Source organism: Pseudomonas sp. E45-MNA-CIBAN-0222, assembly GCF_040310405.1.
GTDB classification, from domain to species: domain Bacteria; phylum Pseudomonadota; class Gammaproteobacteria; order Pseudomonadales; family Pseudomonadaceae; genus Stutzerimonas; species Stutzerimonas stutzeri_AC.
This window is the reverse complement of sequence record NZ_JBEOPU010000001.1, coordinates 143,327-166,897: the sequence shown is the minus strand read 5'-3', so window position 1 is coordinate 166,897 and position 23,571 is coordinate 143,327. Positions and strand designations below refer to the sequence as shown.

Here is a 23,571-nt window from a genome sequence, read left to right as displayed (position 1 = left end):
CCATGAAGATCGCCATCATCGGCAGCGGTATTGCCGGACTTACCTGTGCGCATCTGCTGTCCCGTCAGCACCAGATCGCGGTGTTCGAATCCGCCAGCTGGATCGGTGGTCACACCCATACCGTCGACTTTCGCATGCACGGCCGGGACTACGCGGTGGACACCGGCTTCATCGTCTTCAACGACTGGACCTACCCCAACTTCATCAAGTTGCTGGACAAAATCGGGGTGCGCTACAAGCCGACCGAAATGAGCTTTTCGGTGAGCGACCCGCGCAGCGACCTGGAATACAACGGCCACGACCTCAACACCCTGTTCGCCCAGCGCAGCAACCTACTCTCGCCGCCCTTCTGGGGCATGATCCGCGACATCCTGCGCTTCAACCGCGAAGCGCTGGATGACTACAAGCACGGCCGCATCGGGGCCCAGGTCACCCTCGGCGACTACCTCAAGCTGGGCCGCTACAGCCAGCGCTTCATCGATCACTACATCGTGCCGATGGGCGCGGCGATCTGGTCGATGTCGCTGGCCGACATGCTGGAATTCCCGGTGGAATTCTTCATCCGCTTCTTCAAGAACCACGGGCTGCTGTCGGTGAGCGATCGCCCACAGTGGTACGTCGTCGAAGGCGGCTCCAGCGCCTATGTATCGCCACTGACGCGGGGTTTCAGCCAGCACATCCGTCTCAACTGCCCGGTGTTCGAGGTGCTGCGCGATGAGCACGGCGTAACGATCCAGAGCCCGGCCGGTGCCGAGCGTTTCGACAAGGTGATCTTCGCCTGTCACAGCGACCAGGCGCTGAGCCTGCTGGCCGAACCGAGCCGGGTCGAACGAGAGATCCTCGGAGCCATCGGCTACGCCGCAAACGACGTGGTGCTGCACACCGATACGCGCCTGCTGCCCAAGCGGCGCCGCGCCTGGGCCAGCTGGAACTACCGCCTCGGTGGGCCGACCGCGCAGCAGGCCGCGGTGACCTACAACATGAACATTCTGCAGGGCATCGAGTCGCCGGAAACCTTCTGCGTCAGCCTCAACCAGAGCGAAGCGATCGATCCGGAACTGATCCTCGCGCGCTTCTCCTACGCCCACCCGCAGTACAGCCTGGCCGGCATCACCGCGCAGACCCGTGCCGACGAACTCCTCGGCGATCACCACAGCTACTTCTGTGGCGCCTATTGGGGTAACGGCTTCCACGAGGACGGTGTGGTCAGCGCGCTGCGCGTCGCCGCCGCCTTCGGAGAGTCGCTGTGAGTAGCGCCATCGTGCACAGCGCGCTGTACAGCGGCTGGGTGCAGCATCGGCGCTTCGCGCCGCGGGCCCATGCGTTCAGCTATCGCATGGGCTTGCTGTACCTCGATCTGGCCGAGCAGGACGCGGTGCTCGGGCTTTCACCCTTGAGCGGGCGCGCCCGCTTCGCCGCATTTTCCTTCCGCGAGCGCGACTACCTGCCGCAATACACCAGCCAGGGCATCACGCTGGCCGACGCCGTCCGCCAGCGGGTCAGCGAAGCCCTCGGGCGGCCGGTCACCGGCGCCGTGCGCCTGCTGACCCAGCCGCGCAGCTGGGGCCTGTGCTTCAACCCGGTCAGCTTCTTCTATTGCTTCGACGAACAGGAACAGCTGACCGCGGTGCTCTGCGAAGTCAGCAACACGCCCTGGCACGAGCGTTATCACTACGTGCTGCCCGCATCCGGCAATCGCAATCTGCGCTGCACCGTGGCCAAAACCTTCCACGTCTCGCCGTTCCTGCCTGGCGAGCTGGAATACCGCATGCGTTTCAACCCGCCGGGACGGCGCATCGGCGTACACATGGAGGACTGGCAGGGCGAGCAGAAGCTGTTCGACGCCACTCTCGGCCTGCAACGCCAGGCACTGACTTCCGGCGCAGTGCACCGCTACCTGCTCGGTTTCCCCTGGATGACCGCCAAGACCCTGCTCGCCATCTACTGGCAGGCGCTGCGCCTGCTACTCAAGCGCGCACCGATCTTTACCCATCAGCCCGCTACCACGGCGTACGGGCTGGCCGTCACGCAACCCACCGGAGCCCGCCATGAAGAGCCCTAGCCTGACCGTCAAAGCCCGTCCGCTGGCGGGCATGGGACTGGCCAGCAGCCTGCTGCGCCGTACCGTGCTGAATCAGCTCGAACACCTGCGCCACGGGTTGCTGAGGCTGCAGCATGGCGATGTCTGCCAGCTGTTCGGCGACTTGGCGAGTCCGCTCAAGGCAGAGATACACGTGACCGACAGTGCCGCCTGGGGCCTGATCGCTGCGCGCGGTTCGATCGGCGCCGGCGAGGCCTACATTCATGGCTATTGGCACAGCCCGGACCTCACCGCGGTGATCCGCCTATTCGTCGCCAACATGGACGTGCTCGACAACATTGAGCGCGGCAGCCTGGCGCTGTTCGGCCAGCCGGTGATCAAGGCCCTGCACTGGCTCAACCGCAACACCCGCAGCGGTTCGCAGCGCAATATCGCCGCCCATTACGACCTCGGCAACGAGCTCTTCGAGCAATTTCTCGACCCGACCATGATGTACTCGGCGGCAATGTTCACCAGCCCCGAACAGGATCTGGAACAGGCCCAGCTACACAAGCTCGAGCGCATCTGCGAAAAGCTCGACCTGCAGCCCGAGGATCACTTGCTGGAGATCGGCACCGGCTGGGGCAGCATGGCGCTCTATGCCGCTACCCATCGCGGCTGCCGGGTGACCACCACCACGCTGTCGCGCGAACAGTTCGCCTACACCCAACGACGCATCGAAGAACAGGGCCTGCAGGACCGCATCACCCTGCTGCTCAAGGACTACCGCGATCTCGACGGTCAGTTCGACAAGCTGGTTTCCATCGAGATGATCGAAGCGGTCGGCCACGACTTCCTGCCCACGTACTTCCGCCAGTGCTCGCGGCTGCTCAAGGACGACGGGCTGATGCTGCTGCAGGCCATCACCATTCGCGACCAGCGCTACGAACAGGCGCGGCGCAGCGTCGACTTCATCCAGCGCTACATCTTCCCTGGCGGCGCGCTGCCCTCCATGCAACGGATGCTCAATGTCGTGTCCAGCGACTCGGACATGAACCTGCTGCACATGGAGGACTTCGGCGAACACTACGCGCGCACTCTGCGCCTGTGGCACGAGAACTTCCGCCTCGCCCGGGGCGAGCTGGAGCGCAACGGTTATGACGACTATTTCTACCGGCTCTGGGAGTTCTATCTGTGCTACTGCGAGGGCGGTTTCATCGAACGCGCCATCGGCACCGCACAGCTGCTATTGGCCAAACCGGGCGCTCGTCGGAAACCGCTCTACGACGGGTCAAGTGGCTCAAATACAAGCCGCTAACAGCCTTGCGTAACTTCATCCGGAGCCCCTCATGAACACCGAAAGCGTCACGCTGCAAGCGCATTATCTGAAGGCCGATCGCATCATGCTGGGTGTGATCTGGTTTCTGGTGATCTATTCCTTCGGAGTAGCGGCGTTCTATGACACCTGGGCACAAGCCTTGGTTATCGGCGGGCTGACCGGTATCGCGGTAACGGCGCTGTACCTGCTGATACCCGGTCAACGGTTGCTGCGCTGCCTGATCGGCGCCGCATTCATGGTGTTCTCCGCGCTGCATATCAACCAGGCTCACGGCATGCTGGAGATGCACTTCGGCATCTTCGCGCTGCTGGCATTTTTGGTTTACTACCGCGACTGGCTGCCCATCGTGGTCGCCGCGCTGACCATCGCCGTGCACCACCTGAGCTTTTTCGCCCTGCAACAACAGGGCACCGACGTATTCCTGATGCCCGATGGCAACTGGGGCGAGGTATTCCTGCATGCGTTCTACGTGGTGCTGGAAAGCGCAATCCTGGTCTATCTGGCAATCCGTGCCGCCGCCGAGGCCCGCGAAGGCGAAGCGCTGCTCGGCGCTGCCGCCGCCATCACCGCGCGTTCCGAACGCATCGATCTGAGCTACCGCAGCCAGGTCAGCGGGCCGGTCACCCAGCGCTTCAATCAACTGCTCGATCAACTGGGCGAACTGGTCGGATCAGTGGTACGCGACACCGCAGGCCTGGGGGGTACGGCGGCAAACCTGAGCGACGCGACTCGCCAGTTGCGTGACGGAGCCAGCCGCCAGCTGGATGAAACCGCGTACATGGTCGAGGCCATGCAACAAATGACCGTAGCCATCGATGATGTTGCCGGCCATGCCGATCGCGCCGCTCAGGCAGCACAAGGCGCCAGTCAGAAAGCCAGCCAGGGCCGTAATGCGGTGAGTGGCGTGCGCAGCGAGATCAGCACCCTTGCCGAACACATCGAAGGCACCGACCGCGTGGTTCAGGACCTGGCCGCGCAATCGGAGCAAATCGACCGCGTGCTGGAGGTGATCCGTACCATCGCCGAACAGACCAACCTGCTCGCCCTCAATGCCGCCATCGAGGCCGCACGAGCCGGGGAACAGGGTCGCGGGTTCGCCGTGGTCGCCGACGAGGTGCGCAATCTGGCGCAGAAGACCGCAGCTTCCACCACCGAGATCCAGGGCATCATTAGCCGCCTGCAGCAAGGCAGTCGCAAGGCCACCGAAGCGATGCAGAACAGCCGCGACAGCGTGGCCCGTTGCGTGAGCAGCAGCCAGGACACCACCGCCCTGCTGGACGCCATCGCCAGCGAGATCGAGGGCATCAGTCAGATGAACGAGATGATTGCCGCAGCGACCCATGAGCAGACGGCCGTTTCAGCCGATATGGGGCGTCATCTGCAGAGCGTTCAGCAGATCGCCGAACGCAACGCCGGCGATGCCAGCCAGCTGGACAGCGATGGTCGCCAGCTCCACGAGCTGGCGGGTCGCCTGGGCAACCTGAGCGGTCGCTTCACCGTACGCTGAAATCGAGGTCAGCTTAGCGCTGCCAGCCTTGGCCAACGGAATGGCCTTGCGCCGCAACGCTAGGGTGTTCGAACGCCGCACATACGGCTGCAACCAGCAGTCGAGCGTGCGGCGGTATCTCCAGCCCGTTTTCTTGCAGCACGATTACACCATCGGCATGCAACTGCCGTAGCGTTGCCCAGTGCTCGGCGTAACGCTGGCGCACCTCCACACCGCTTTGCAGGCTGAGGGCATCGAAATCCAGCGCGAAGGTGCACAGCAAGCGCTCGATCAGCCTGTTATGCAGCGGATCGACATGGCTGGCATGCAGGCCGCAGCTGCTGGGTAACTGACCCTGATCAAGTGCCTGCTGATAGGCCTGGACCGTGCTGACGTTCTGGCAGAACAACCCACCGACCCGGCTGATAGCACCGACACCCAACCCAAGATGATCGCACTCACCATGCGGCGTATAGCCGAGGACATCGTGATGCAGTGCGCCAATCTCCTGTGCCATGGCCAGGTCATCATGCGGCAGCACAAACTTGCCAAGACCGATGTAGCGATAACCGGCGGCACTCAACTGCTCGACCCCATGGCGATACATCGCCAGCGTGTCGGCGACCGAAGCCAGGCCAAGTCGCGCGCCGCCTGGAGTGACATCGCGGTAGTCGAACATGGTGACCTGATCGGGTGCCAGTTCGATGATCGACGCCAGCTTGCGCGCAAAGCTCGCGGGCGTCTGCCACGACCTGCCGTAGCCGAGATCGAGATTCACCGAGCGGTAGTGCAAGGCGTGCGCTGCCTCGATCACTGCGCGGATGCGTGCTGAGCTGCGGAAGTACTCCACCGTCCCGCCATCATCGGCTCGCAGGTCCGGTACGGCGACGCTGAGCTGGTTGAAACCGAGCTCATGCAGAGCCCCGATCAGCGGCCAGTCGACATGGGCCAGTTCCACCTCGGCGGTAAAGCTGCCCGCACGAGGATCGACAAAGCTGAATCGCGCCTTGAGCAGTCTTACCAACCGCTGCAGCGCCTCGATACCCAGTGTGCCGGCGCTCAGCCGCAACTGCTCGACCTGCTGCATCGGCCCGACGTGGCAACCGAGTTGATCGATCTCGCGCTCAAGACGCAGCTGGTAGGCCGCTGCCTCGCCGGGCTTCAACTCTGCGCCGTCGGGCTGCTGAATCGCGATGGAAAGCGGACGCCCTGCTCGGCGGCTTTCCCGCAGCGCACGTAGCAAGTCCAGTGGTGCGATACGGTCGCTGAAATCGACCGCCGCCGGATAGCTGCAATGCAGCCGCCCGATCTGCCCGTAACGTTGTACCAGGCTGTCATCCCAGTCCACTGAGCCAAGCATAAGAGCCTCCCGGCATCGAATATTGCGTCTATTGCTGTATGGGGCATCATCCGCGAGCCGCTGCCCGTGGCGTTGACGTCCGTCAAGTAGGTGACAGATGGCCAAAGCGAACGGCTGGACGGTCAGAACTTCGACGCGAAGGAAGATGTGCTGCTTGAACAGCCGACACCAGCCAATGCCGTTCGCCCAGCAGGCGCGTTGGAAAGCCAGCGACGTGATGGTATTGATGGTCAGCCATTCCTGATCCGGAGCCGACCGTGATTCCAGCTTCTCTGATTTCCGCGCTGCGCTCGGCGCGCCATGTCGTCGTGTTCACCGGTGCCGGCGTTTCCGCCGAGAGCGGCATCCCGACCTTCCGCGACGCGCTGACCGGTTTATGGGAGCGTTTCGATCCGGGCGAGCTGGCCACGCCCGAAGCGTTTCGCCGCGATCCGGCGCTGGTCTGGGGCTGGTATGAATGGCGGCGCATGCGCGTCCTCCAATCCCAGCCGAATCCTGCTCATCTGGCCATCGCCGACCTCGCGCGCCATGTACCGCAACTGACGCTCATCACGCAGAACGTCGACGACCTGCACGAGCGTGCCGGCAGCGAGGATGTCATTCACCTGCACGGCAGCCTGCACCGACCGCGCTGTTTCGCCTGCGCCCGCGAGCCAGCCGAGCCACTGCCGGCTGCCGACGAGCCCGAAGGCGGTCGTCGCCTCGAACCGCCCCGTTGCAGCCACTGCGGCGGACGGCTGCGCCCCAGCGTCGTCTGGTTCGGCGAGAGCCTGCCCGTCGCTGCACTCAGTGCCGCGTTCAAGGCGGCTGGCGAATGCGACCTGCTGCTGTCGGTGGGCACATCCGGCGTGGTCTATCCCGCTGCCGAGGTGCCGCACCGGGCGCGCGACGCCGGAGCCACCGTGGTGCACATCAACCCACAGGGCGAGGCTACTGCCGGCAACCGCGAGCATCTGATCGCCATGTCTGCCGGCCAAGCGCTACCGAAGCTGCTCCGCGAGGCGTTTGGCGGTTGATGCAGAAACAATCTGCGCCCTGCCTCTGGTCCTGATTGCCCCAAAGGGGGGAGCGTGCCCGCACCGTCGCACTGTTCTGGTTCAAGCCTGCCGCGCTCAGGTCAGAGTTACGAAGGCTGATCGCTGAGCATCCTAGCGACCAGCACCGCGCAATCACCGGCCTGGCAGCCGCACATGCGCGCTACTGGAAAAGCTGGCATACAACCTGCAATCGCCCTCGCAACACCTGCCGCCTCGCGGCAGGACATCCCAGACGGTCAGCGGCGACCGTCAAGCCAACAGGCACGGGATCGGGTGTAGCAGGCAACGAGGCCTGACCGACCACCCCACACACCACTAATTACCAGGCAAAGGCGCCTGGAGCTGATACCAGCTCCAGGCGCCTTTTTGCGTTTTGCCGGCCCAGTGCCGCAGCAGCTCGACTGAGGAAAGGCCATGAGTTCTACCGTCACTCCGCTCACGCTCGAAAAACTGGTCATCGTCGGCAACGGCATGGTCGGTCACCACTGCATCGAACAGCTGATCGAGCGCGGCGCCCTCACCCGCTACGAGCTGCATGTGTTCGGCGAGGAGCGCCAGCGTGCCTACGATCGCGTGCACCTGTCCGAATACTTCGGCGGTCGCGATGCCGAGTCGCTGGCCATGTGCGATGCCGACTACTACAGCAGCCACGGCGTCTACACCCATCTGGGCGTACAGGTGCTGGGCATCGACCGCGAGCGCAAGGAAGTCGTCACCAGTGCCGGCCGCCAGCCCTACGACCAACTGATTCTTGCCACTGGCTCCTACCCCTTCGTGCCACCGATCACCGGTGCCGAAGGCAGCGCGCGACTGGTCTACCGCACCCTCGACGACCTTGATGCGATTCGTGCGGCCGCCAGCGGCGCCACACGCGGTGTGGTGGTTGGTGGCGGTCTGCTCGGCCTGGAAGCGGCCAACGCGCTGAAGTCGCTAGGCCTGGAAGCCCATGTCGTCGAATTCGCCCCGCGCCTGATGCCAGTACAGCTGGACGGCGAAGGCGGCGCGGCATTGAAGGCGCGCATCGAGTCGCTCGGCGTCGGCGTGCACCTGTCGCGCGCCACTCAGGAAATTGTCGCCGGCGAGGACTACGCCTGGCGGATGAACTTCACCGATGGCGAACTCCTCGAAACCGACCTGATCGTGTTTTCTGCCGGCATCCGCCCGCAGGACGCCCTCGGCCATGTCGCGGATCTGGAGATTGCCCCGCGCGGCGGCATCGTGATCGACAGCGAATGCCGCACCTCTGACCCGGCGATCTTCGCCATCGGCGAGTGCGCCAGCTGGAACGGCAGCGTGTTCGGCCTGGTTGCTCCCGGCTACAGCATGGCGCGCAGTGTCGCCGCGCAGCTGGCCGAGGAACCCCACGAGCCCTTCTACGGCGCCGACATGTCGACCAAGCTGAAACTGCTTGGCGTGGATGTAGGCTCCATCGGCGATGCCCATGGTGCCACGCCGGGCTCGCGCAGCTACCGCTTTATCGACGAGGCCAGCGCCAGCTACCGCCGTTTGGTGGTATCCGCCGATGGCAAGACCGTGCTCGGCGCGGTGCTGGTCGGTGACAACAGCTACTACGACACCCTGCTGCAGTACGCGCAGAACGGCATCAAGCTGCCGGCCGATCCGTCCGCGCTGATCCTGCCGCAGACCGAGGGCGCTCCGACCCTTGGTCCAGACGCCCTGCCGGCCAGCGCGACCATCTGCTCCTGCCACAACGTCAGCAAGGGCGCGGTGTGCTGCCAGGTCGACGCTGGCGTCACCGACCTCGGCGAACTCAAGGCCGCAACCAAGGCGGCCACCGGCTGCGGCGGCTGCAACGCGCTGCTCAAGCTGGTGTTCGACGCCGAACTGTCGGCGCGCGGCGTGGCGGTGGACAAAAGCCTGTGCGAGCACTTCGCCTACACCCGCCAGGAGCTCTACGGCATCGTCCGCGTCGAGGGTATCCAGAGCTTCGCCGAACTGCTGGCCAAGCATGGTCGCGGGCATGTCGGCTGCGACATCTGCAAGCCGACGGTGGGTTCGATCCTCGCCTCTTGCTGGAACCAGCCGATCACCGATCCGGCGCTGATTCCGCTGCAGGACACCAACGACACCTTCATGGCCAACATGCAGAAGAACGGCACCTACTCGGTGGTGCCGCGTATTCCCGGTGGCGAGATCACCCCGGATGGCCTCATCGCCATCGGTGCCGTGGCGAAGAAATACGACCTCTACACCAAGATCACCGGCGGCCAGCGCATCGACCTGTTCGGCGCCCAGCTGCACGAACTGCCGGACATCTGGGGCGAGCTGATCGCCGCTGGCTTCGAAACCGGTCACGCCTACGGCAAGAGCCTGCGCACGGTGAAATCCTGCGTCGGCAGTACCTGGTGCCGCTACGGTGTGCAGGACAGCGTCGGCATGGCGCTGCGCCTGGAGGACCGCTACAAGGGCCTGCGTGCACCGCACAAGATCAAGTTCGCCGTATCCGGTTGCACCCGTGAATGCGCCGAAGCGCAGAGCAAGGACATCGGCGTGATCGCCACCGACAAAGGCTGGAACCTCTATGTCTGCGGTAACGGCGGCATGCGCCCGCGGCATGCCGAGCTGTTCGCCACCGACCTCGACGACGAAGCGCTGATACGCACCATCGACCGCGTGCTGATGTTCTACGTGCGCACCGCCGACAAGCTGCAGCGCACTTCGGTCTGGCGCGAGAGCCTGGAAGGCGGCCTGGACTACCTGAAGGACGTCATCCTCGACGACAGCCTGGGCCTTGCCGCCGAGCTGGAAAGCCAGATGCAGCACGTGGTCGACAGCTACCAGTGCGAATGGGCCAATGCCATCTCCGATCCGGAGAAGCTCAAGCGCTTCCGCACCTTCGTTAACGACGGACGCGGCGACCCCGACATCCACTTCGTCAAGGAGCGTGGCCAGCGTCGGCCGGTGCGCGCCAGCGAACTTCACCTGATCCCACTTACCCAGGAGGTGCTCTGATGAGCCAGTCCAACGTCGTTCGTCTCGACTCCCGTTCCGCAGCCCCGGCGACCTGGCAGGTGCTGTGCAGCCGCGCCGACCTGGTCGCCAATTCCGGTGTGGTGGCCTGGCATGAAGGCGCCCAGGTGGCGCTGTTTCACCTGCCCGATAACGCCGAAGGCGAGCAGCTGTTCGCCATCGACAACCGCGACCCCAAGTCTGGCGCCAACGTGATCGGCCGCGGCATCGTCGGCAACTTCAAGGGTGAGCTGGTGATCGCTTCGCCACTGTACAAGCAGCATTTCCGCCTGCAGGACGGCAGTTGCATGGAATACCCCGAACAAAGCCTGCGCGTCTGGCCGGTGCGCCTGGAGGGAGACGTGGTGCAAATCGCCGTCGGCTGATTGCCAACGTTTACTCGCGCGGCTCCCCGCTCCCAAATCGCACCGATCCCATGGGAGCGGCCTTGACCGCGACCGAGCCTTCAGCAACACCCAACGCTTCGCCCTGCAACCCGACAACGCCCAGCCAGCCCCGGTACGACCGCCGGGGCCGGCCTTCCATTGCCAATAAAGAGATTCCGCCATGTCCTACATAGTCCCTGCCGAGTTCGTCACCAAGATGGTGGACGCCGGCGAATCGAAGATCTTCATGTCCACCCGCGACACGCTGATCCGCGCCTTCATGGCTGGCGCCATCCTCTCCCTCGCCGCGGTGTTCGCCGTAGCCGTTACCGTGCAGACCGGCTCGCCACTGGTTGGCGCGATGCTGTTCCCGGTGGGCTTCATCATGCTTTACCTGATGGGCTTCGACCTGCTCACCGGGGTATTCATGCTCACCCCGCTGGCCCTGCTCGACCGTCGTCCTGGTGTGACCGTGAATGGCATCCTGCGCAACTGGGGCTGGGTGTTTCTCGGCAACTTCGCCGGTGCGCTGGTGGTCGCCTTCATGATGGCCTTCGTCTTCACCATGGGTTTTTCCACCGAGCCGGGGCCGATCGGTGAGAAGATCTCGCACATCGGCGAGGACCGCACACTGGGCTACGCGGAGTTCGGCGCGGCGGGCTGGGCGACCATCTTCCTGCGCGGCATGCTGTGCAACTGGATGGTCTCGATGGGTGTCGTCGGCGCGATGATCTCCACCTCGGTCAGCGGCAAGGTGATCGCCATGTGGATGCCGATCATGCTGTTCTTCTTCATGGGCTTCGAGCATTCGGTGGTGAACATGTTTCTGTTCCCCTCGGCGATGATCATGGGCGGCGACTTCTCGGTGATGGATTACATGCTCTGGAACGAGATCCCCACCGCTTTGGGCAACCTGGTCGGCGGCCTGGCCTTCACCGGCCTGACGCTCTACACCACCCATGTGCGCACCGCACCCAAGCGCACCGTCTACTGACCCTGGAGTGAACGAAGGCCCCGGCTCGCATGCGCGCCGGGGCTTTTGCGCAGATAAACATGCCCAGCCAACTCGCCATTTCCCTCGGCCAGCATTCGGACCGCGGACGCAAACCGGCCAACCAGGACTTTCACGGCGCCTGCGTGCCGGCTGACGCCCAGCTCGCCAGCAAGGGCATCGCCATTGCACTGGCCGATGGCATCAGCAGCAGCGAGGTCAGCCATATCGCCAGCGAAACCGCGGTGGCGAGCTTTCTTTCCGACTACTTCTGCACCTCCGACGCCTGGTCGGTGAAGCAGTCGGCGCAGCGGGTGCTGGTGGCGATCAATTCCTGGCTGCATGCGCAGACCCGCCACAGCCCGCACCGCTATGACCGCGACCGCGGCTATGTCTGCACCTTCAGCGCGCTGGTGCTCAAGTCGGCCAGCGCGCACCTGTTCCACGTCGGCGATGCGCGCATCTATCGACTGCGCGACGGCAGCCTCGAACAGCTGACCGAAGATCACCGCGTGCGCGTGTCGGCGGATACCAGCTACCTCGGCCGCGCGCTGGGCATCGACCGGCACCTGGAGATCGACTACCGCACCCTGCCGCTGGCGGTCGGCGATCTGTTCCTGCTCGCCACCGATGGCGTCTACGAGCACATCGGCGCGCGGGATGCGGCGCAGCTCGTCGCCGAGCATGGCGACGACCTCGACCTGGCGGCGCGCCGGATCGTCGAGCGGGCATTGGCCAACGGCAGCGACGACAACCTCACCGCACAGCTGGTACGCATCGACAGCCTGCCGGAGCAGGCCGTCGACGACGTGCAGCGGCAACTCGGCGAGCTGGCGCTGCCGCCACTGCTGGAGCCGCGCATGCAGTTCGACGGCTATCGCATCGTTCGCGAGCTGCACATCAGCAGCCGCAGCCATGTGCATCTGGCCGTCGACGAAGCCAGCGGCGCCAAAGTGGTGCTGAAGACGCCGTCGATGGATCTGCGGGGCGACGCGGCCTATCTGGAGCGCTTCCTGCTGGAGGAGTGGATCGCCCGCCGCCTGGACAATCCCCACGTGGTCAAGGCCTGCCCGCCGCCACGGCAGCGCCGTTACCTGTACACGGTGAGCGAATTTATCGATGGCCAGACGCTGGCGCAGTGGATGCTCGACCATCCACAGCCGGACCTGGAAACCGTGCGCGGCATCGTCGAGCAGATCGCCCGCGGCCTGCGCGCCTTCCACCGCCTGGAAATGCTGCACCAGGACCTGCGCCCGCAGAACCTGATGATCGACGCCACCGGCACCCTGAAGATCATCGATTTCGGCTCGACCCGCGTCGCCGGGCTGACCGAGCGCAACGCGCCGGGTACGCAGGACAACCTGCTCGGCACCGCCGCCTATACCGCCCCGGAGTACTTCCTCGGCGAGGCCGGCACGCCGCGCTCGGATCAGTATTCGCTGGCGGTGATTGCCTATCAGCTGCTCAGCGGTCGCCTGCCCTACGGCGCCGACGTCGCCAGGGCACGTACCACTGCAGCGCAGAAACGTTTGTGCTATCAGCCGCTGCGCCATGCGCAGCGCGATATCCCCGCGTGGATCGACGAAGTGCTGGGCAAGGCGCTGCATCCCGATCCGGCGCGGCGCTATGCCGAGCTGTCGGAGTTCGTCTTCGAGCTGCGCCAGCCCAACCCGGCGTTTCTCAACCGCGCCCGCCCACCGCTGCTCGAGCGCAATCCGCTGCTGTTCTGGAAGGGCCTGACGCTGCTGCTGGCCGGTACAGTAGTTGCGCTGCTGTTGCGCTAGCCGCGCTGGCGCAACAGTGCCGTGGCACCCTGAGGCTTGCGCGTGTACCAGAACACCCGGCTGACGCCGCGGGTGATCGCCACATAGCCCAGGCGGAGGCTTTCATCGGCCATGGCCTGGTCATAGCTGTTGCGGAAGAAACCCGAGTAGGCATACAGCGCATTGCGCAGCGGGTGCGGCTGCACCGGGGCGCAGTCGTCGATGATGATCGCCACCTCGGCCTGCAGTCCCTTGGCGCGGTGGATGGTGTAAGCCTTGACCGGCAGCTTGCGGTCCAGCTGCGCCTGAATGGTCCGCAGCGGCTCGTTGCGCCGGCTGAGCAGCAGCACCGCGGTGCGTTCGCGGCTTTGCCGTTCGGCCACATGGGCACATTGCGCAGTGATCGCCTCGATCAGCTTCGGCAGGCCCTTGTTCAGGTCGAAACCGGTGACCAGCTTTACCCCGTGGTCGCCGGGCTGCGTCGGTTTGCATGGCCGGCTGGTCTTGGCCTGCTTGAACCTAACCCCGGCCAGCACCGCCTCGCCATCGCGAATCACCGGCTCGATGGAGCGGTAGTTGGTTTCCAGCAGCAACGTCTCGCTGCCCTTGGCGCCGCGCCGCGGGAAGTACTTGTCGAAGTCCATGAACAACTCCGGCGAACTGCCGCGCCAGCCATAGATCGACTGCCAGTCGTCACCGATGGCCATCAGACTCGGGCCGACCTTCTGTCGTGCCAGCCGGCGATGCAGCGCTTGTAGCCACTGGACGATCTGCGGGGAGATGTCCTGAAATTCGTCAATCAGCAGGTGTTGGAACGGCCCAAGGCTGGCCTGTGGCATGTCCGAGCCTGAGCCCAGGCGCTCGGTGAGCTGCTGAAAGGCCTCGTTGAAGGTCAGCAGCCCCTGCTCTCGCAGTGCGGCCCTGAAGTAGCCATGGAAGCTCACCAGCGCCTCGATGAAATCCTTTTCGCGCGCCGCGCACTGCAATCTGGCCGCTTGCAGCTGATCGATGCGAATGCCGATGCTGTCGATAAACCCAGCCTGGGCGTAGAAAGCCTCGTACAGCGGCAGTGGCGTGAACTCGCCGGCCAGGGTGAAGGCATCCCCTGGCGCTTTTGGTGCGGCGCGCTTGCCCTGCTCGGCTTCGGCTGCAGGCTCAGGCAGATCGAGCAGGCGGTGCACCTGTTCGCGGAATGTCGCTTGCTCGGCGTAACACTGCTGATAGGCCTGCTTGAGCAGGCGAACTTGCGCCGGACGCAGGCGTGCGGTGGCCAGCGGGTTGTCCGGCTCGTCCGCCGCGGCGGCCTTGTCATCCAGCTGCTCGAACCACACCGGCCGGGCCAGCACCTCACGCGCCAGCTGCGCCATGGCCGAATGGAAGGTGCGCACGCACTGGCGCGCCTGCTGCGCATCGAACGGCACCTGCCAGAAGCCGAGCACGCGCACCAACTGTTCGCGCAGCTGCACGCACGAGGCATTGGTAAAGGAAATGACCGTCAGGCGTCCGGGCTCGACGCCCATGTGGCAGAGCATGAACACCACCCGCAGCAGCAAGGTGGTGGATTTGCCGGAACCGGCGCCGGCGAAGATCCGCGTCACCGGGCTGCGGCTGAGAATCATCGCCCACTGCTCCTCCGACGGCGCGCTGATGATTCCGGCAGCCACCGCCTGGCGAACGCGGTCGCGCATCGCCTGGACCTGCGCATCCTCAACCTTCAGTTGCGCTGCCGCATAGATGCCCTGAACGGCCGGCTTGCGCGGTTTCTCCGTGGCGCGTTTCGTCCCGGCAGGCTTGGTTTTGCCCTTGCTTTTGCCCTGGCCTTTAACTGCCTTTGGCGCTTTGCCCTGGGCGGTGCGCCAGCGGCGAAACAACAGCTCATCCTCGTCACGCAGATGGGCCGAAGTACGTGGAAAGCAGCGCTGCAACACCCGGGCAACCAGGGACTTGTAGCGCTTGACTGCAGAAAGCATCCGAAAACTCACCGTAACCCTTACATATCATTGATATGGTACGGGTTTTCCCCTGTATTCTCGCCGCCGCAGCGACCAACAACAGCAAATCAATGCCAGGTGTTGAAGCGGCAAGACTTCCAGCGCAAAAGGCTGTCCGAGCTGAAGCAGCCCCTGTTTCGACTTACTCCAACGTGTCACTTCGTCCAACCCGTTACGGATCGCTTTGATGGAACTGGCAGCCAATCCCTCGCCTGACGACTCGAGCCTCATCTTTCTACCCGACGCAGGTGAGCTCAGCGCGCTGATTCGCAGCTTCGACTGGTCGCAAACGGCGCTGGGGCCTCTGGCTCTATGGCCGTCGAGCCTGAAGACCGTCACCGCCATGCTGCTACTTTCGCCAACGCCCATCGTGCTGCTCTGGGGCGAGCGCGGCATCATGATCTACAACGACGCCTACTCCGCGTTTGCCGGCAGCCGGCACCCACAACTGCTGGGTTCGGAGGTACGCGAGGGTTGGCCGGAGGTCGCCGATTTCAACGATAACGTGATGAAGGTCGGCCTGGCCGGCGGCACTCTGTCGTACAAGGATCAGGAGCTGGTGCTTTACCGCAACGGCCGCCCTGAGCGCGCCTGGATGAATCTGGACTATTCACCGGTATTCGATGACCAGGCGCAGCCGGCCGGTGTGATTGCCCTCGTCGTGGAAACCACCGAACGGGTAATGGCCGAGCGTGAGCTGCAAGGTCAGCAGACACGCCTGCGCCAGATGTTCGAACAGGCACCGGGCCTCATGGCGATGCTGCGCGGCCCGGAACACATCTTCGAAATGGCCAACCCGGCCTATCTTCGGGTGGTTGGCGAGCGGGACGTCATCGGCAAGCCGGTACGTGAAGCGCTACCGGAAGTCGAACGTCAGGGCTTCATCGACATTCTCGACCGGGTCTACCGCAGCGGCACCGCGTTCGTCGGCTCCAGCATCCGTATCGGCCTGCAACGCATCCAGGGTGAAGCGGAGGAAGAGCGTCTGCTGGATTTCGTCTTCCAGCCGGTGACCGATGCCGATGGCAACGTCGGGGGCATCTTCGTCGAGGGTTACGATGTCACCGAGCGTGCCGAGGCAGAGCAGGCACTGCGCGAGAACGAACAGCGCCTGCGCTTTCTGGATGCCCTGGCCAAGGAAACCGCACGCAGCGTTGATGCCGATGCAATCTTGACGATCACCACACGCATGCTCGGCGAGCACTTAGGCCTATCCAGCTGCGCCTACGCAGACATGGACCCCGACCAGAACGGTTTCACCATCCGCGGCGACTGGGCCGCACCCGGCTGCATCAGCATCGTCGGCCGCTACCAGCTGGAGGCCTTTGGCTCACTGGCGGTGAAGAAACTGCGTAGTGGTGAAGCCTTCATCGTCGACGATCACTGCGCGCAGCTGCCGCCGGCCGAGGCCGCGGCCTTCCAGCAGCTCGATATCGCTGCAACCATCTGCATGCCGCTGGTCAAAGATGGCCGACTGACCGCGCTGATGGCCATTCACGATCGCGCGCCTCGTGTTTGGAGCACCTGCGAACTGGCCTTGCTCACCGAAGTCGCCGACCGCTCCTGGGCCCATATCGAGCGCGTGCGCTCGGCTGCCGCGGTCAGGCAGCGCGAGCAGTGTTTTCTGGAACAGCTCGAAGCCAAAGTGGCAGAGCGCACTGCGGCGCTGGCACGCAGCGAGGCGAATATCCGTGCAGTGCTGGAAACCTCGCACCTGTACAAGGCGATGCTCGCGCCGGATGGTTCGATTCTCTACGTGAACGCCACCGCGCTGTCGGGTATCGAGGCGCGCTTCCACCAACTCGCCGGCATACCCTTCTGGGAATCGCCATGGTTCGCCGCAACCCCTGGGATGCCGGAGGCAATCAAGGCGATGACCCAGCGCGTCGCTGCTGGCGCCACCGAGCATGTGACCATGGCGCTGAACATGCCGGGCGGCACGCGCACCTTCGACTTCTCCATGCGTCCGGTGCTGGGCGACGGCGGCGACGTGGTTGCTCTGGTCCCCGAGGCACTGGACATCAGCGAACGAGTGGCTGCCGAACAGACACTGCAGCAGCTGCACAAGATGGAAGCGCTGGGCAACCTCACCGGCGGCATTGCTCATGACTTCAATAATCTGCTGATGGCCGTGCTCGGCAGCCTGGAGCTGTTGCGTCGGCGCATGCCGGCCGATCCGGCCCTGCTGCGCCTGGTGGACAACGCCCGCGCCGGTGCCGAGCGCGGCGCCTCGCTCACGGCGCGCATGCTCTCGTTCGCCCGCAAGCAGGAGCTGAACAAGACGCCGATCGACCTTCAGCAGTTGATCGAGGGCATGCGCGCACTGCTGCTTAGTTCGCTCGGTCCGACCATCCAACTGGACGTCAACCTGCCGCAGCACCTGGCGCGGGTAAAGACCGATCCGAATCAGTTGGAAACCGCGCTGCTCAACCTCTCTGCCAACGCACGTGATGCCATGGCAGGAGAAGGCCGCATTCTCATCAGCGCTGAAGAGCAGACGCTGACCACCGAACAAAATGGGCTACGGCCGGCCGATACGTTCGCCTCGCCGTCAGCGACAGCGGCACGGGCATGGACGCGACGACGCTCAAGCGCGCGGTCGAACCGTTCTTCACGACCAAGGGTGTTGGCAAAGGCACGGGCCTTGGGCTGTCCATGGTGCACGGGCTGGCCGAGCAATCCGGCGGGCGCCTGGTATTACGCAGCAACCCTGGTGCTGGCACTACCGCGGAGATCTGGTTGCCCGCGCTGGATGAGGCCATCCGGCACGTAGCCGATCAGCCTGTCGCCTCAAGCGACCCTCAGCGCACCGCAAAACCGCTAACGGTGCTGGCCGTCGATGATGACGAGCTGGTGCTATTCGGCACCGCCGGCATGCTTGAAGCCGCAGGCCACCACGTCATCACCGCTCGCTCGGCCAGCGAAGCGCTGGATCTGCTGCGCGTTGCTCAGGTAGACATGCTCATCACCGACCACGCGATGCCACTTATGAATGGCGCGCAACTGGCAGCCGTGGCACGGCAAAGTCGGCCGCACCTGCCTATTCTGCTGCTCTCCGGCTATGCCGAGCTGCCAGCCGCTGTGCCTGCGCTGCCATTGCGACGGCTGGCCAGACCATTCAGCCAGAGCGAGCTTTTCGACGCCATCGAGCAGCTGCGCGCCGGCGGCGCCTGAGCAAGCTCGCACAGCGGGCACCGTCGCTGTTGGAAGTGGCCCCACGGGGCCTCTATCCACCGTAACCATCCCCCGCAATCCGCGGCACCGTTCAACATAAGCCCATTGCAGGTGGGCACCTCGAGAGCCCAACTTGCAGCAGCGGGATTGAAAACAGGCGCGGCGCCCCAACCTACACGCCGTTCCCAACTTTCTACCCTACGAGAACCACATGAATACTCCCATGATGATCCTTTGCGCCGTGCTCAGCATTGGCGTGGTTGGCGCGGGCGCCGTGCTGGACCTTCGCACGGCAGAGCGAGATCGTGCGGCCAGGACCACCGATTACAACAGCCCCAACACGCTCCTCACCATCAGGCATTCTCGTGTCGAGACAAAGGAAGGCAAGCGCAAGGCGTAGGTCTTGCGGCAAACGAAACCCTTTCCTTCTCACCCATTCAATAGGTGCTGCGTTAACTGACTGGGTCAGCCGAGGCCGCCTGAATGCCAACCGTGGTAATGCGCCCCTGCAGTTGCTCGCGGACGATTAACAGAGCTGCCCCTGCCACGAGTTCGGCCCCTTGTCGGGCGGTGCCGTCGAGGGCCTGTTTGATCAACCCATCCAGGGTCTGCTCCTTCTCTGCTGCCAGGTCGATGCCGTAGGAATTCCATACGTCTACGACCTTGGTGCTGCCCTTGAGCCGAAGCTCAAGGTTGGGCAGATCGGTTCTCGACGCTTCTACCGCCTGAGAGAAAACGCAGTCGACGAAAGGTTGATTGGTGGGTTTGAGGACGACAAACAGATGATCACCGGCTTCAAGCCGCGTCGACCCCCGGGGCGGTATGACGGCCGATCCTCGCGTAATCATCGCCACGACTACGCCTTCGGGCAGCGCCATCTGCGAGAGCAGTCGGCCGGAGGCTCTCGCATCGTTGCCAAGTTTGTACTCGACGATTTCCGCGTCGACATCGTGCAGAGATGAGATCTCGAGGGTCGCGGCGGGAGCCGCCGGCGGTTTCTCAGTCAGCCCGAGCTTGCGCGCCACGAGCGGGAGCGTTGAGCCCTGCACCGTTGCGGACAGCAAAACCACGAAGAAAACCACGTTGAAGATCAGTGGCGCATTTGGCAGTCCGAAAAGCAGAGGGAAGATTGCCAGGATGATTGGCACCGAACCGCGCAGACCCACCCAGGAAACGAGCGCCGTCTCCCTGAGGTTGAAACCAAACAGCGCAAGCAGCGGAGCAACCGCCAGGGGTCTGGCCAGCAACACCAGAACCAGCGCAATCACCAGTCCCTCGAACCAGACGTCGAGCAGCGAAACCGGATCGACGAGCAGACCTAGGACCACGAACATGGTGATCTGGCTGAGCCAGGCCAGGCCGTCCATGAACAGGAACGTGCTGCGTTGAAAAATGAATTTCTGGTTTCCGATCATCACACCGGCGACGAAGATCGCCAGAAAGCCGCTGCCGCCCAGATTTGCGGATACCCCATAGGCGAGCAGTCCGCCGGCCGCGACGAGCACCGGATACAAGCCGGTCGCGACCAGCTTTATCCTGCTCAGTAGCCTGAGCACCGACCAGCCGACGCCAAGCCCGACCAGCGCACCTACCCCCATTTGCATCAGGAACAGTTGAAGCAGCCCCCAGCCAAGGGGCATGCCGTTAACCAGGACCTCCAATAGGCCCACCGTCAGGAAGATTGCCATGGGGTCGTTGGAAGCGCTTTCGATCTCCAAGACCGACTTGAGTCGCTGGTTGATATGAATTCCGGCATTTCGCAATAGCGAAAACACCGCTGCAGCATCGGTCGACCCGATGATTGCCCCCAGCAACATGCCTTCAAGAACCGGAAGCTCAAGCATCCATGCCGCTGCCAGCCCTGCGATAGCGGCCGTTGCAAGTACCCCGACGGTTGCTAGCAGCGAAGCTGGCTTCCAGACCTTCCGTATTGATGAGACGGGCGTTTGCAAGCCACCGTCGAAAAGAATAAGCGCCAAGGCCAGGGTGCCGAGCGCATGAGCAGCGACCGCATTATCGAAAACGACCCCGCCAATGCCGTTCTCACCCGCAAGCATGCCGGTGATCAGAAACAACACCAGCACGGGGAGCCCGAGACGAGCTGACAACTTGCTGGATAGCACGCCGAAGAGAATCAGTACTGCAGCCAGCAGCAGTAGCTTGTCGATTGCAAACATCGTGGGTCCTTATTAATCAATGCGCCGCCATGATGTTTCGTGAGCCGGCGCAGCATCGTAGTAAGCGCAGCGAGCCACGCCGGCACCGACGTGCCTCGTGGCCGCATTTGCTAGCAGCAGGAGAAAGCGGCGTTCAATTTGTGCGATGTTCGATACCCAACGGTCGAATTGATTTCATGCCACACGTTGCAAGGCATTTTTTGAGCTACGCCAGATGGTCATCACAGAGGTTCGACAATTGATCACGGAGCATGTCGTTTTATTGATTGCCACGGGTTTCGGGCTGGGACTATCGCCCTGGATGCCCGGAACCTTGGGATCACTGCTGGGTATACCGTTAGCGTGGTGGCTTTGGGGTCAGCCTTTAGCAAGACAACTGCTGATCATAACCGCGTTGCTATTGGTCGGTGTTCCGCTGTGCCACTGGGCCTCACACTGGCTTGGCGGTGGCGATGCTGCGCAGATCGTTGCCGACGAGTATCTCGCCTTCCCACTCGTCTTGGTTGGTCTGGCAACAGCTCATAGGGGGTGGACGATAGGCGCTGGACTCCTACTTTACCGGCTGTTCGATATCACCAAGCCTCCGCCCATTGGATTCGTCGAAACCATTGGTGGTGGCTTGGGTATCGTCTTGGATGACGTGCTCGCCGCGCTGTTAGCCTGGCTCGTCCTGCGCTGGACTCTAGCGCTACGGCAGCGAGCGTAGTTCCGGTCAATGTCCAGCTAACGGACGCTGCCCTTGATTCACCATGCACCCGTGGGCTGGCATAGGCGCCCGTACCAGCGCAAGGTGCCAACCAGCGCAGCAAATCATGCTGCGCATGTGCAAGCTCTGCAGCAAGTCGTGCACGAGCCAGCCCACGATGGCAGAGGTCGCTTTGCCTCGGCCCAATTCGCTGACGCTACCGTCAGCTGCCGATCACCCCACCATCGTTCTTGGTGATCAGCATCGTGGATGAACGCGGGCGTGACTGGCCGTCGCTGGCCGGGAAGCTCAGCCCGGGGTGCTGCACGTTGATCCACATGGCGCGGTAATCCGGGCTCCAGGTGATGCCGGTAATCTCGCACCCTCGTGGTCCAACCAGGAAACGCCGCACCTCGCGCGTTTTCGGATCGGCGCAGAGCAGCTGATTGGTGCCCATCGCCTGCATCGCGGGCTGGTCATCGTCGAAGTCGGTTTCGATCCACAGCCGTCCATCACGGTCGAACGCCAGGCCATCCGGCGAGGAAAAGCGGTCGCCATCGATGGTGCCAATCAGATTGGCGGCAACCGCATTACCCTGGGCATCCCGTGCGCCGCGTTGCTCACCGGCAAGCAGAAAGACTTCCCACTGGAAGCGCGTCGCCGTCGGGTCTGCGCCCTCTTCATTCCAGCGCAGGATCTGCCCGTGCAGGTTGTTCGGGCGCGGATTGGCCTTGTCCAGCGGCTGCTTGGCGCCGCGTCCGTCGTTGTTGGTCAGCGTGACGTAGACCTCGCGGCTGTCGGGATGCACCGCCACCCACTCCGGCCGATCCATCGGCGTCGCCCCGGCGCGGTCGGCGGCGGCGCGGGCGTTGAGCAGCACCTCTGCCTGGCTGGGGAAGCCGTTCTCCGTGGTCAGACCGTGCTTGCCGTGCACCAGCGCCAGCCACTGGCCACTGCCGTCGGCGTCGAAACGCGCGACATACAGCGTGCCGTCGTCCAGCAGGCGGCGATTATCAGCATCCGCACCGGCCACGAAGCGGCCGTTGGGGACGAACTTGTAGACGTACTCGCCCTTGGTGTCGTCGCCTGAGTAGAACGCCATGCGCCCGTCCTCACCCAGCGACAGCACCGAGCACTCGCGGCAATAACGGCCGAAGGCGGTGCGTTTGATCGGAGTGCTCTGCGGATCGAACGGATCGACCTCCACCACCCAACCGAAACGGTGCGGCTCGTTGACGAAGCCGCCATGGGGCTGATCCGCCTGCGGCGTGGCATCGAAGCGCGGATCAACCGTGCCCCAGCCATAGAGCTTGCTCATGCCGCTGCCGGCGATACCGTAGCGGTTATGCGAGACGCGTGCGGCGAGGTCCTGGGGGTCGTGGTTGACGAAGTAGTTGTGCCAGTTCTCCTCGCAGACCAGATAGGTGCCCCAGGGCGTGAACCCGCTGGAGCAGTTGTTCAGCGTGCCCAGCACCGTCATTCCTTCCGGGTCGTCCTTGGTTTTCATCGCTGCGTGGCCGGCCAGCGGCCCGGCAACCGCCATTGGTGTAAGGCCGGAGATGCGGCGGTTGTACGGCGAATCCATCACCCGCTGCCATTTACCCTGCGCATCCTTGCGCACTTCGATGACGCTCAGGCCGTGGGCCGCCTGCTCCTTGCGCACCTGCTCCAGCGGGCGCCGGCCGTCGACCACGCTGATGCCCTCGGGATGCAGCGTCGGATTGACGTACTCGTGGTTGATGGCCAGCAGTCCGCGGCTGTCTGGCGCGTCGGGAAAGGCAAAGAAATGCATGCCGTCATGGTTGTCACCGGCCTGCTTGAGTTGGGCCTGCCAGTCGTCACTGGCGTCCGGCTGCCACTGCGGCGCATCAGCCAACACCGGATCGCCCCAGGAAAAGAACACCCGGGCGCTATAGCCGGGCGCTACCTCCACACGGTCGAAATGCAGGTCGAGCTGGGCGGGAATACCTTCGAAGCCGAGCAGCGAATCTTGTCGGGCTGCGGCTCGTGCCCCTGCCATGCCTCCACCGAGAAAAGCGATGCCAGCTAGGCCAAGGCCGCCCTTTAGCAAGCCACGGCGGCGTTGATCGATGGTCTGCGCCAGCGATGCGTTGCCGCTCGGATTGACCGGCTGATCGTCATGAGCAGCAACGCTGGCGTGGAATTCAGTGAAACCCTGTTTCATCGAAAAT

At 63.9% G+C, this 23,571-nt stretch carries 15 protein-coding genes and 1 pseudogene; 12 read left to right on the top strand and 4 right to left on the bottom strand.

The annotated features are described in order from the left end of the window. The first annotated feature begins 2 nt into the window (after nucleotides 1–2). The 4 genes from AAEZ08_RS00705 to AAEZ08_RS00690 are packed head-to-tail and all read left to right on the top strand — an operon-like array spanning nucleotide 3 to nucleotide 4,866. Nucleotides 3–1,250 carry an NAD(P)/FAD-dependent oxidoreductase gene (locus AAEZ08_RS00705; protein WP_102819725.1) on the top strand — a complete coding sequence of 416 codons (1,248 nt, stop codon included), beginning with the start codon at nucleotides 3–5 and terminating at the stop codon, nucleotides 1,248–1,250. 11 nt (nucleotides 1,251–1,261) lie between these two features. Continuing rightward, a complete protein-coding gene (locus AAEZ08_RS00700) occupies nucleotides 1,262–2,062 on the top strand; it encodes a DUF1365 domain-containing protein (protein ID WP_500123685.1) in 801 nt (266 codons plus the stop codon). Beyond that, nucleotides 2,049–3,338 (top strand): class I SAM-dependent methyltransferase, encoded by a 1,290-nt coding sequence (locus AAEZ08_RS00695; RefSeq protein WP_483032108.1) that lies wholly within the window; start codon nucleotides 2,049–2,051, stop codon nucleotides 3,336–3,338. Before AAEZ08_RS00700 ends, AAEZ08_RS00695 begins: the two co-directional genes overlap by 14 nt. A gap of 31 nt (nucleotides 3,339–3,369) precedes the next feature. Then, a complete protein-coding gene (locus tag AAEZ08_RS00690; protein ID WP_500123537.1) occupies nucleotides 3,370–4,866 on the top strand; it encodes a methyl-accepting chemotaxis protein in 1,497 nt (498 codons plus the stop codon). A 13-nt stretch (nucleotides 4,867–4,879) separates the two neighbouring features. On the opposite strand, the gene AAEZ08_RS00685 is transcribed toward AAEZ08_RS00690, so the two are convergent. After that, complete coding sequence (locus AAEZ08_RS00685) at nucleotides 4,880–6,205, bottom strand: oxygen-independent coproporphyrinogen III oxidase (protein WP_102819729.1); 1,326 nt, start codon at nucleotides 6,203–6,205, stop codon at nucleotides 4,880–4,882. A 257-nt stretch (nucleotides 6,206–6,462) separates the two neighbouring features. Between AAEZ08_RS00685 and AAEZ08_RS00680 the strand changes: the two genes are divergently transcribed. From AAEZ08_RS00680 to AAEZ08_RS00660, 5 genes are all read left to right on the top strand, one after another. Then, nucleotides 6,463–7,221 carry an SIR2 family NAD-dependent protein deacylase gene (locus AAEZ08_RS00680; protein WP_500123536.1) on the top strand — a complete coding sequence of 253 codons (759 nt, stop codon included), beginning with the start codon at nucleotides 6,463–6,465 and terminating at the stop codon, nucleotides 7,219–7,221. Nucleotides 7,222–7,656: 435 nt separating this feature from the next. Beyond that, nucleotides 7,657–10,215 (top strand): nitrite reductase large subunit NirB, encoded by a 2,559-nt coding sequence (gene nirB, locus AAEZ08_RS00675; protein ID WP_500123535.1) that lies wholly within the window; start codon nucleotides 7,657–7,659, stop codon nucleotides 10,213–10,215. Beyond that, nucleotides 10,215–10,598 (top strand): nitrite reductase small subunit NirD, encoded by a 384-nt coding sequence (gene nirD / locus AAEZ08_RS00670; protein ID WP_003282035.1) that lies wholly within the window; start codon nucleotides 10,215–10,217, stop codon nucleotides 10,596–10,598. The genes nirB and nirD overlap by 1 nt, the downstream gene beginning before the upstream one ends. A gap of 181 nt (nucleotides 10,599–10,779) precedes the next feature. Beyond that, nucleotides 10,780–11,592 carry a formate/nitrite transporter family protein gene (locus tag AAEZ08_RS00665; RefSeq protein ID WP_500123534.1) on the top strand — a complete coding sequence of 271 codons (813 nt, stop codon included), beginning with the start codon at nucleotides 10,780–10,782 and terminating at the stop codon, nucleotides 11,590–11,592. A 59-nt stretch (nucleotides 11,593–11,651) separates the two neighbouring features. Beyond that, nucleotides 11,652–13,373: a bifunctional protein-serine/threonine kinase/phosphatase gene (locus tag AAEZ08_RS00660; protein ID WP_500123533.1), complete on the top strand. Its 1,722-nt coding sequence runs from the start codon at nucleotides 11,652–11,654 to the stop codon at nucleotides 13,371–13,373. Here the strand turns inward: AAEZ08_RS00660 and AAEZ08_RS00655 are convergent. Continuing rightward, nucleotides 13,370–15,322: a UvrD-helicase domain-containing protein gene (locus tag AAEZ08_RS00655; RefSeq protein WP_500123532.1), complete on the bottom strand. Its 1,953-nt coding sequence runs from the start codon at nucleotides 15,320–15,322 to the stop codon at nucleotides 13,370–13,372. The genes AAEZ08_RS00660 and AAEZ08_RS00655 overlap by 4 nt on opposite strands. A 208-nt stretch (nucleotides 15,323–15,530) precedes the next feature. Between AAEZ08_RS00655 and AAEZ08_RS00650 the strand changes: the two are divergent. Next, a pseudogene (locus tag AAEZ08_RS00650) lies at nucleotides 15,531–18,517 on the top strand (PAS domain-containing protein). 211 nt (nucleotides 18,518–18,728) lie between these two features. After that, nucleotides 18,729–18,917 (top strand): hypothetical protein, encoded by a 189-nt coding sequence (locus AAEZ08_RS00645; RefSeq protein WP_148273157.1) that lies wholly within the window; start codon nucleotides 18,729–18,731, stop codon nucleotides 18,915–18,917. A 52-nt stretch (nucleotides 18,918–18,969) separates the two neighbouring features. On the opposite strand, the gene AAEZ08_RS00640 is transcribed toward AAEZ08_RS00645, so the two are convergent. After that, the gene (locus AAEZ08_RS00640; protein WP_102819734.1) at nucleotides 18,970–20,694 is read right to left on the bottom strand and encodes a potassium/proton antiporter; all 1,725 of its coding nucleotides are present in this window, start codon (nucleotides 20,692–20,694) and stop codon (nucleotides 18,970–18,972) included. A gap of 214 nt (nucleotides 20,695–20,908) precedes the next feature. Here AAEZ08_RS00640 and AAEZ08_RS00635 point away from each other — a divergent pair, with 214 nt between their 5' ends. Beyond that, the gene (locus AAEZ08_RS00635) at nucleotides 20,909–21,400 is read left to right on the top strand and encodes a phosphatidylglycerophosphatase A family protein (protein WP_003282026.1); all 492 of its coding nucleotides are present in this window, start codon (nucleotides 20,909–20,911) and stop codon (nucleotides 21,398–21,400) included. A gap of 202 nt (nucleotides 21,401–21,602) precedes the next feature. On the opposite strand, the gene AAEZ08_RS00630 is transcribed toward AAEZ08_RS00635, so the two are convergent. Continuing rightward, complete coding sequence (locus AAEZ08_RS00630; protein ID WP_003282025.1) at nucleotides 21,603–23,564, bottom strand: PhoX family protein; 1,962 nt, start codon at nucleotides 23,562–23,564, stop codon at nucleotides 21,603–21,605. Nucleotides 23,565–23,571: the final 7 nt, after the last annotated feature.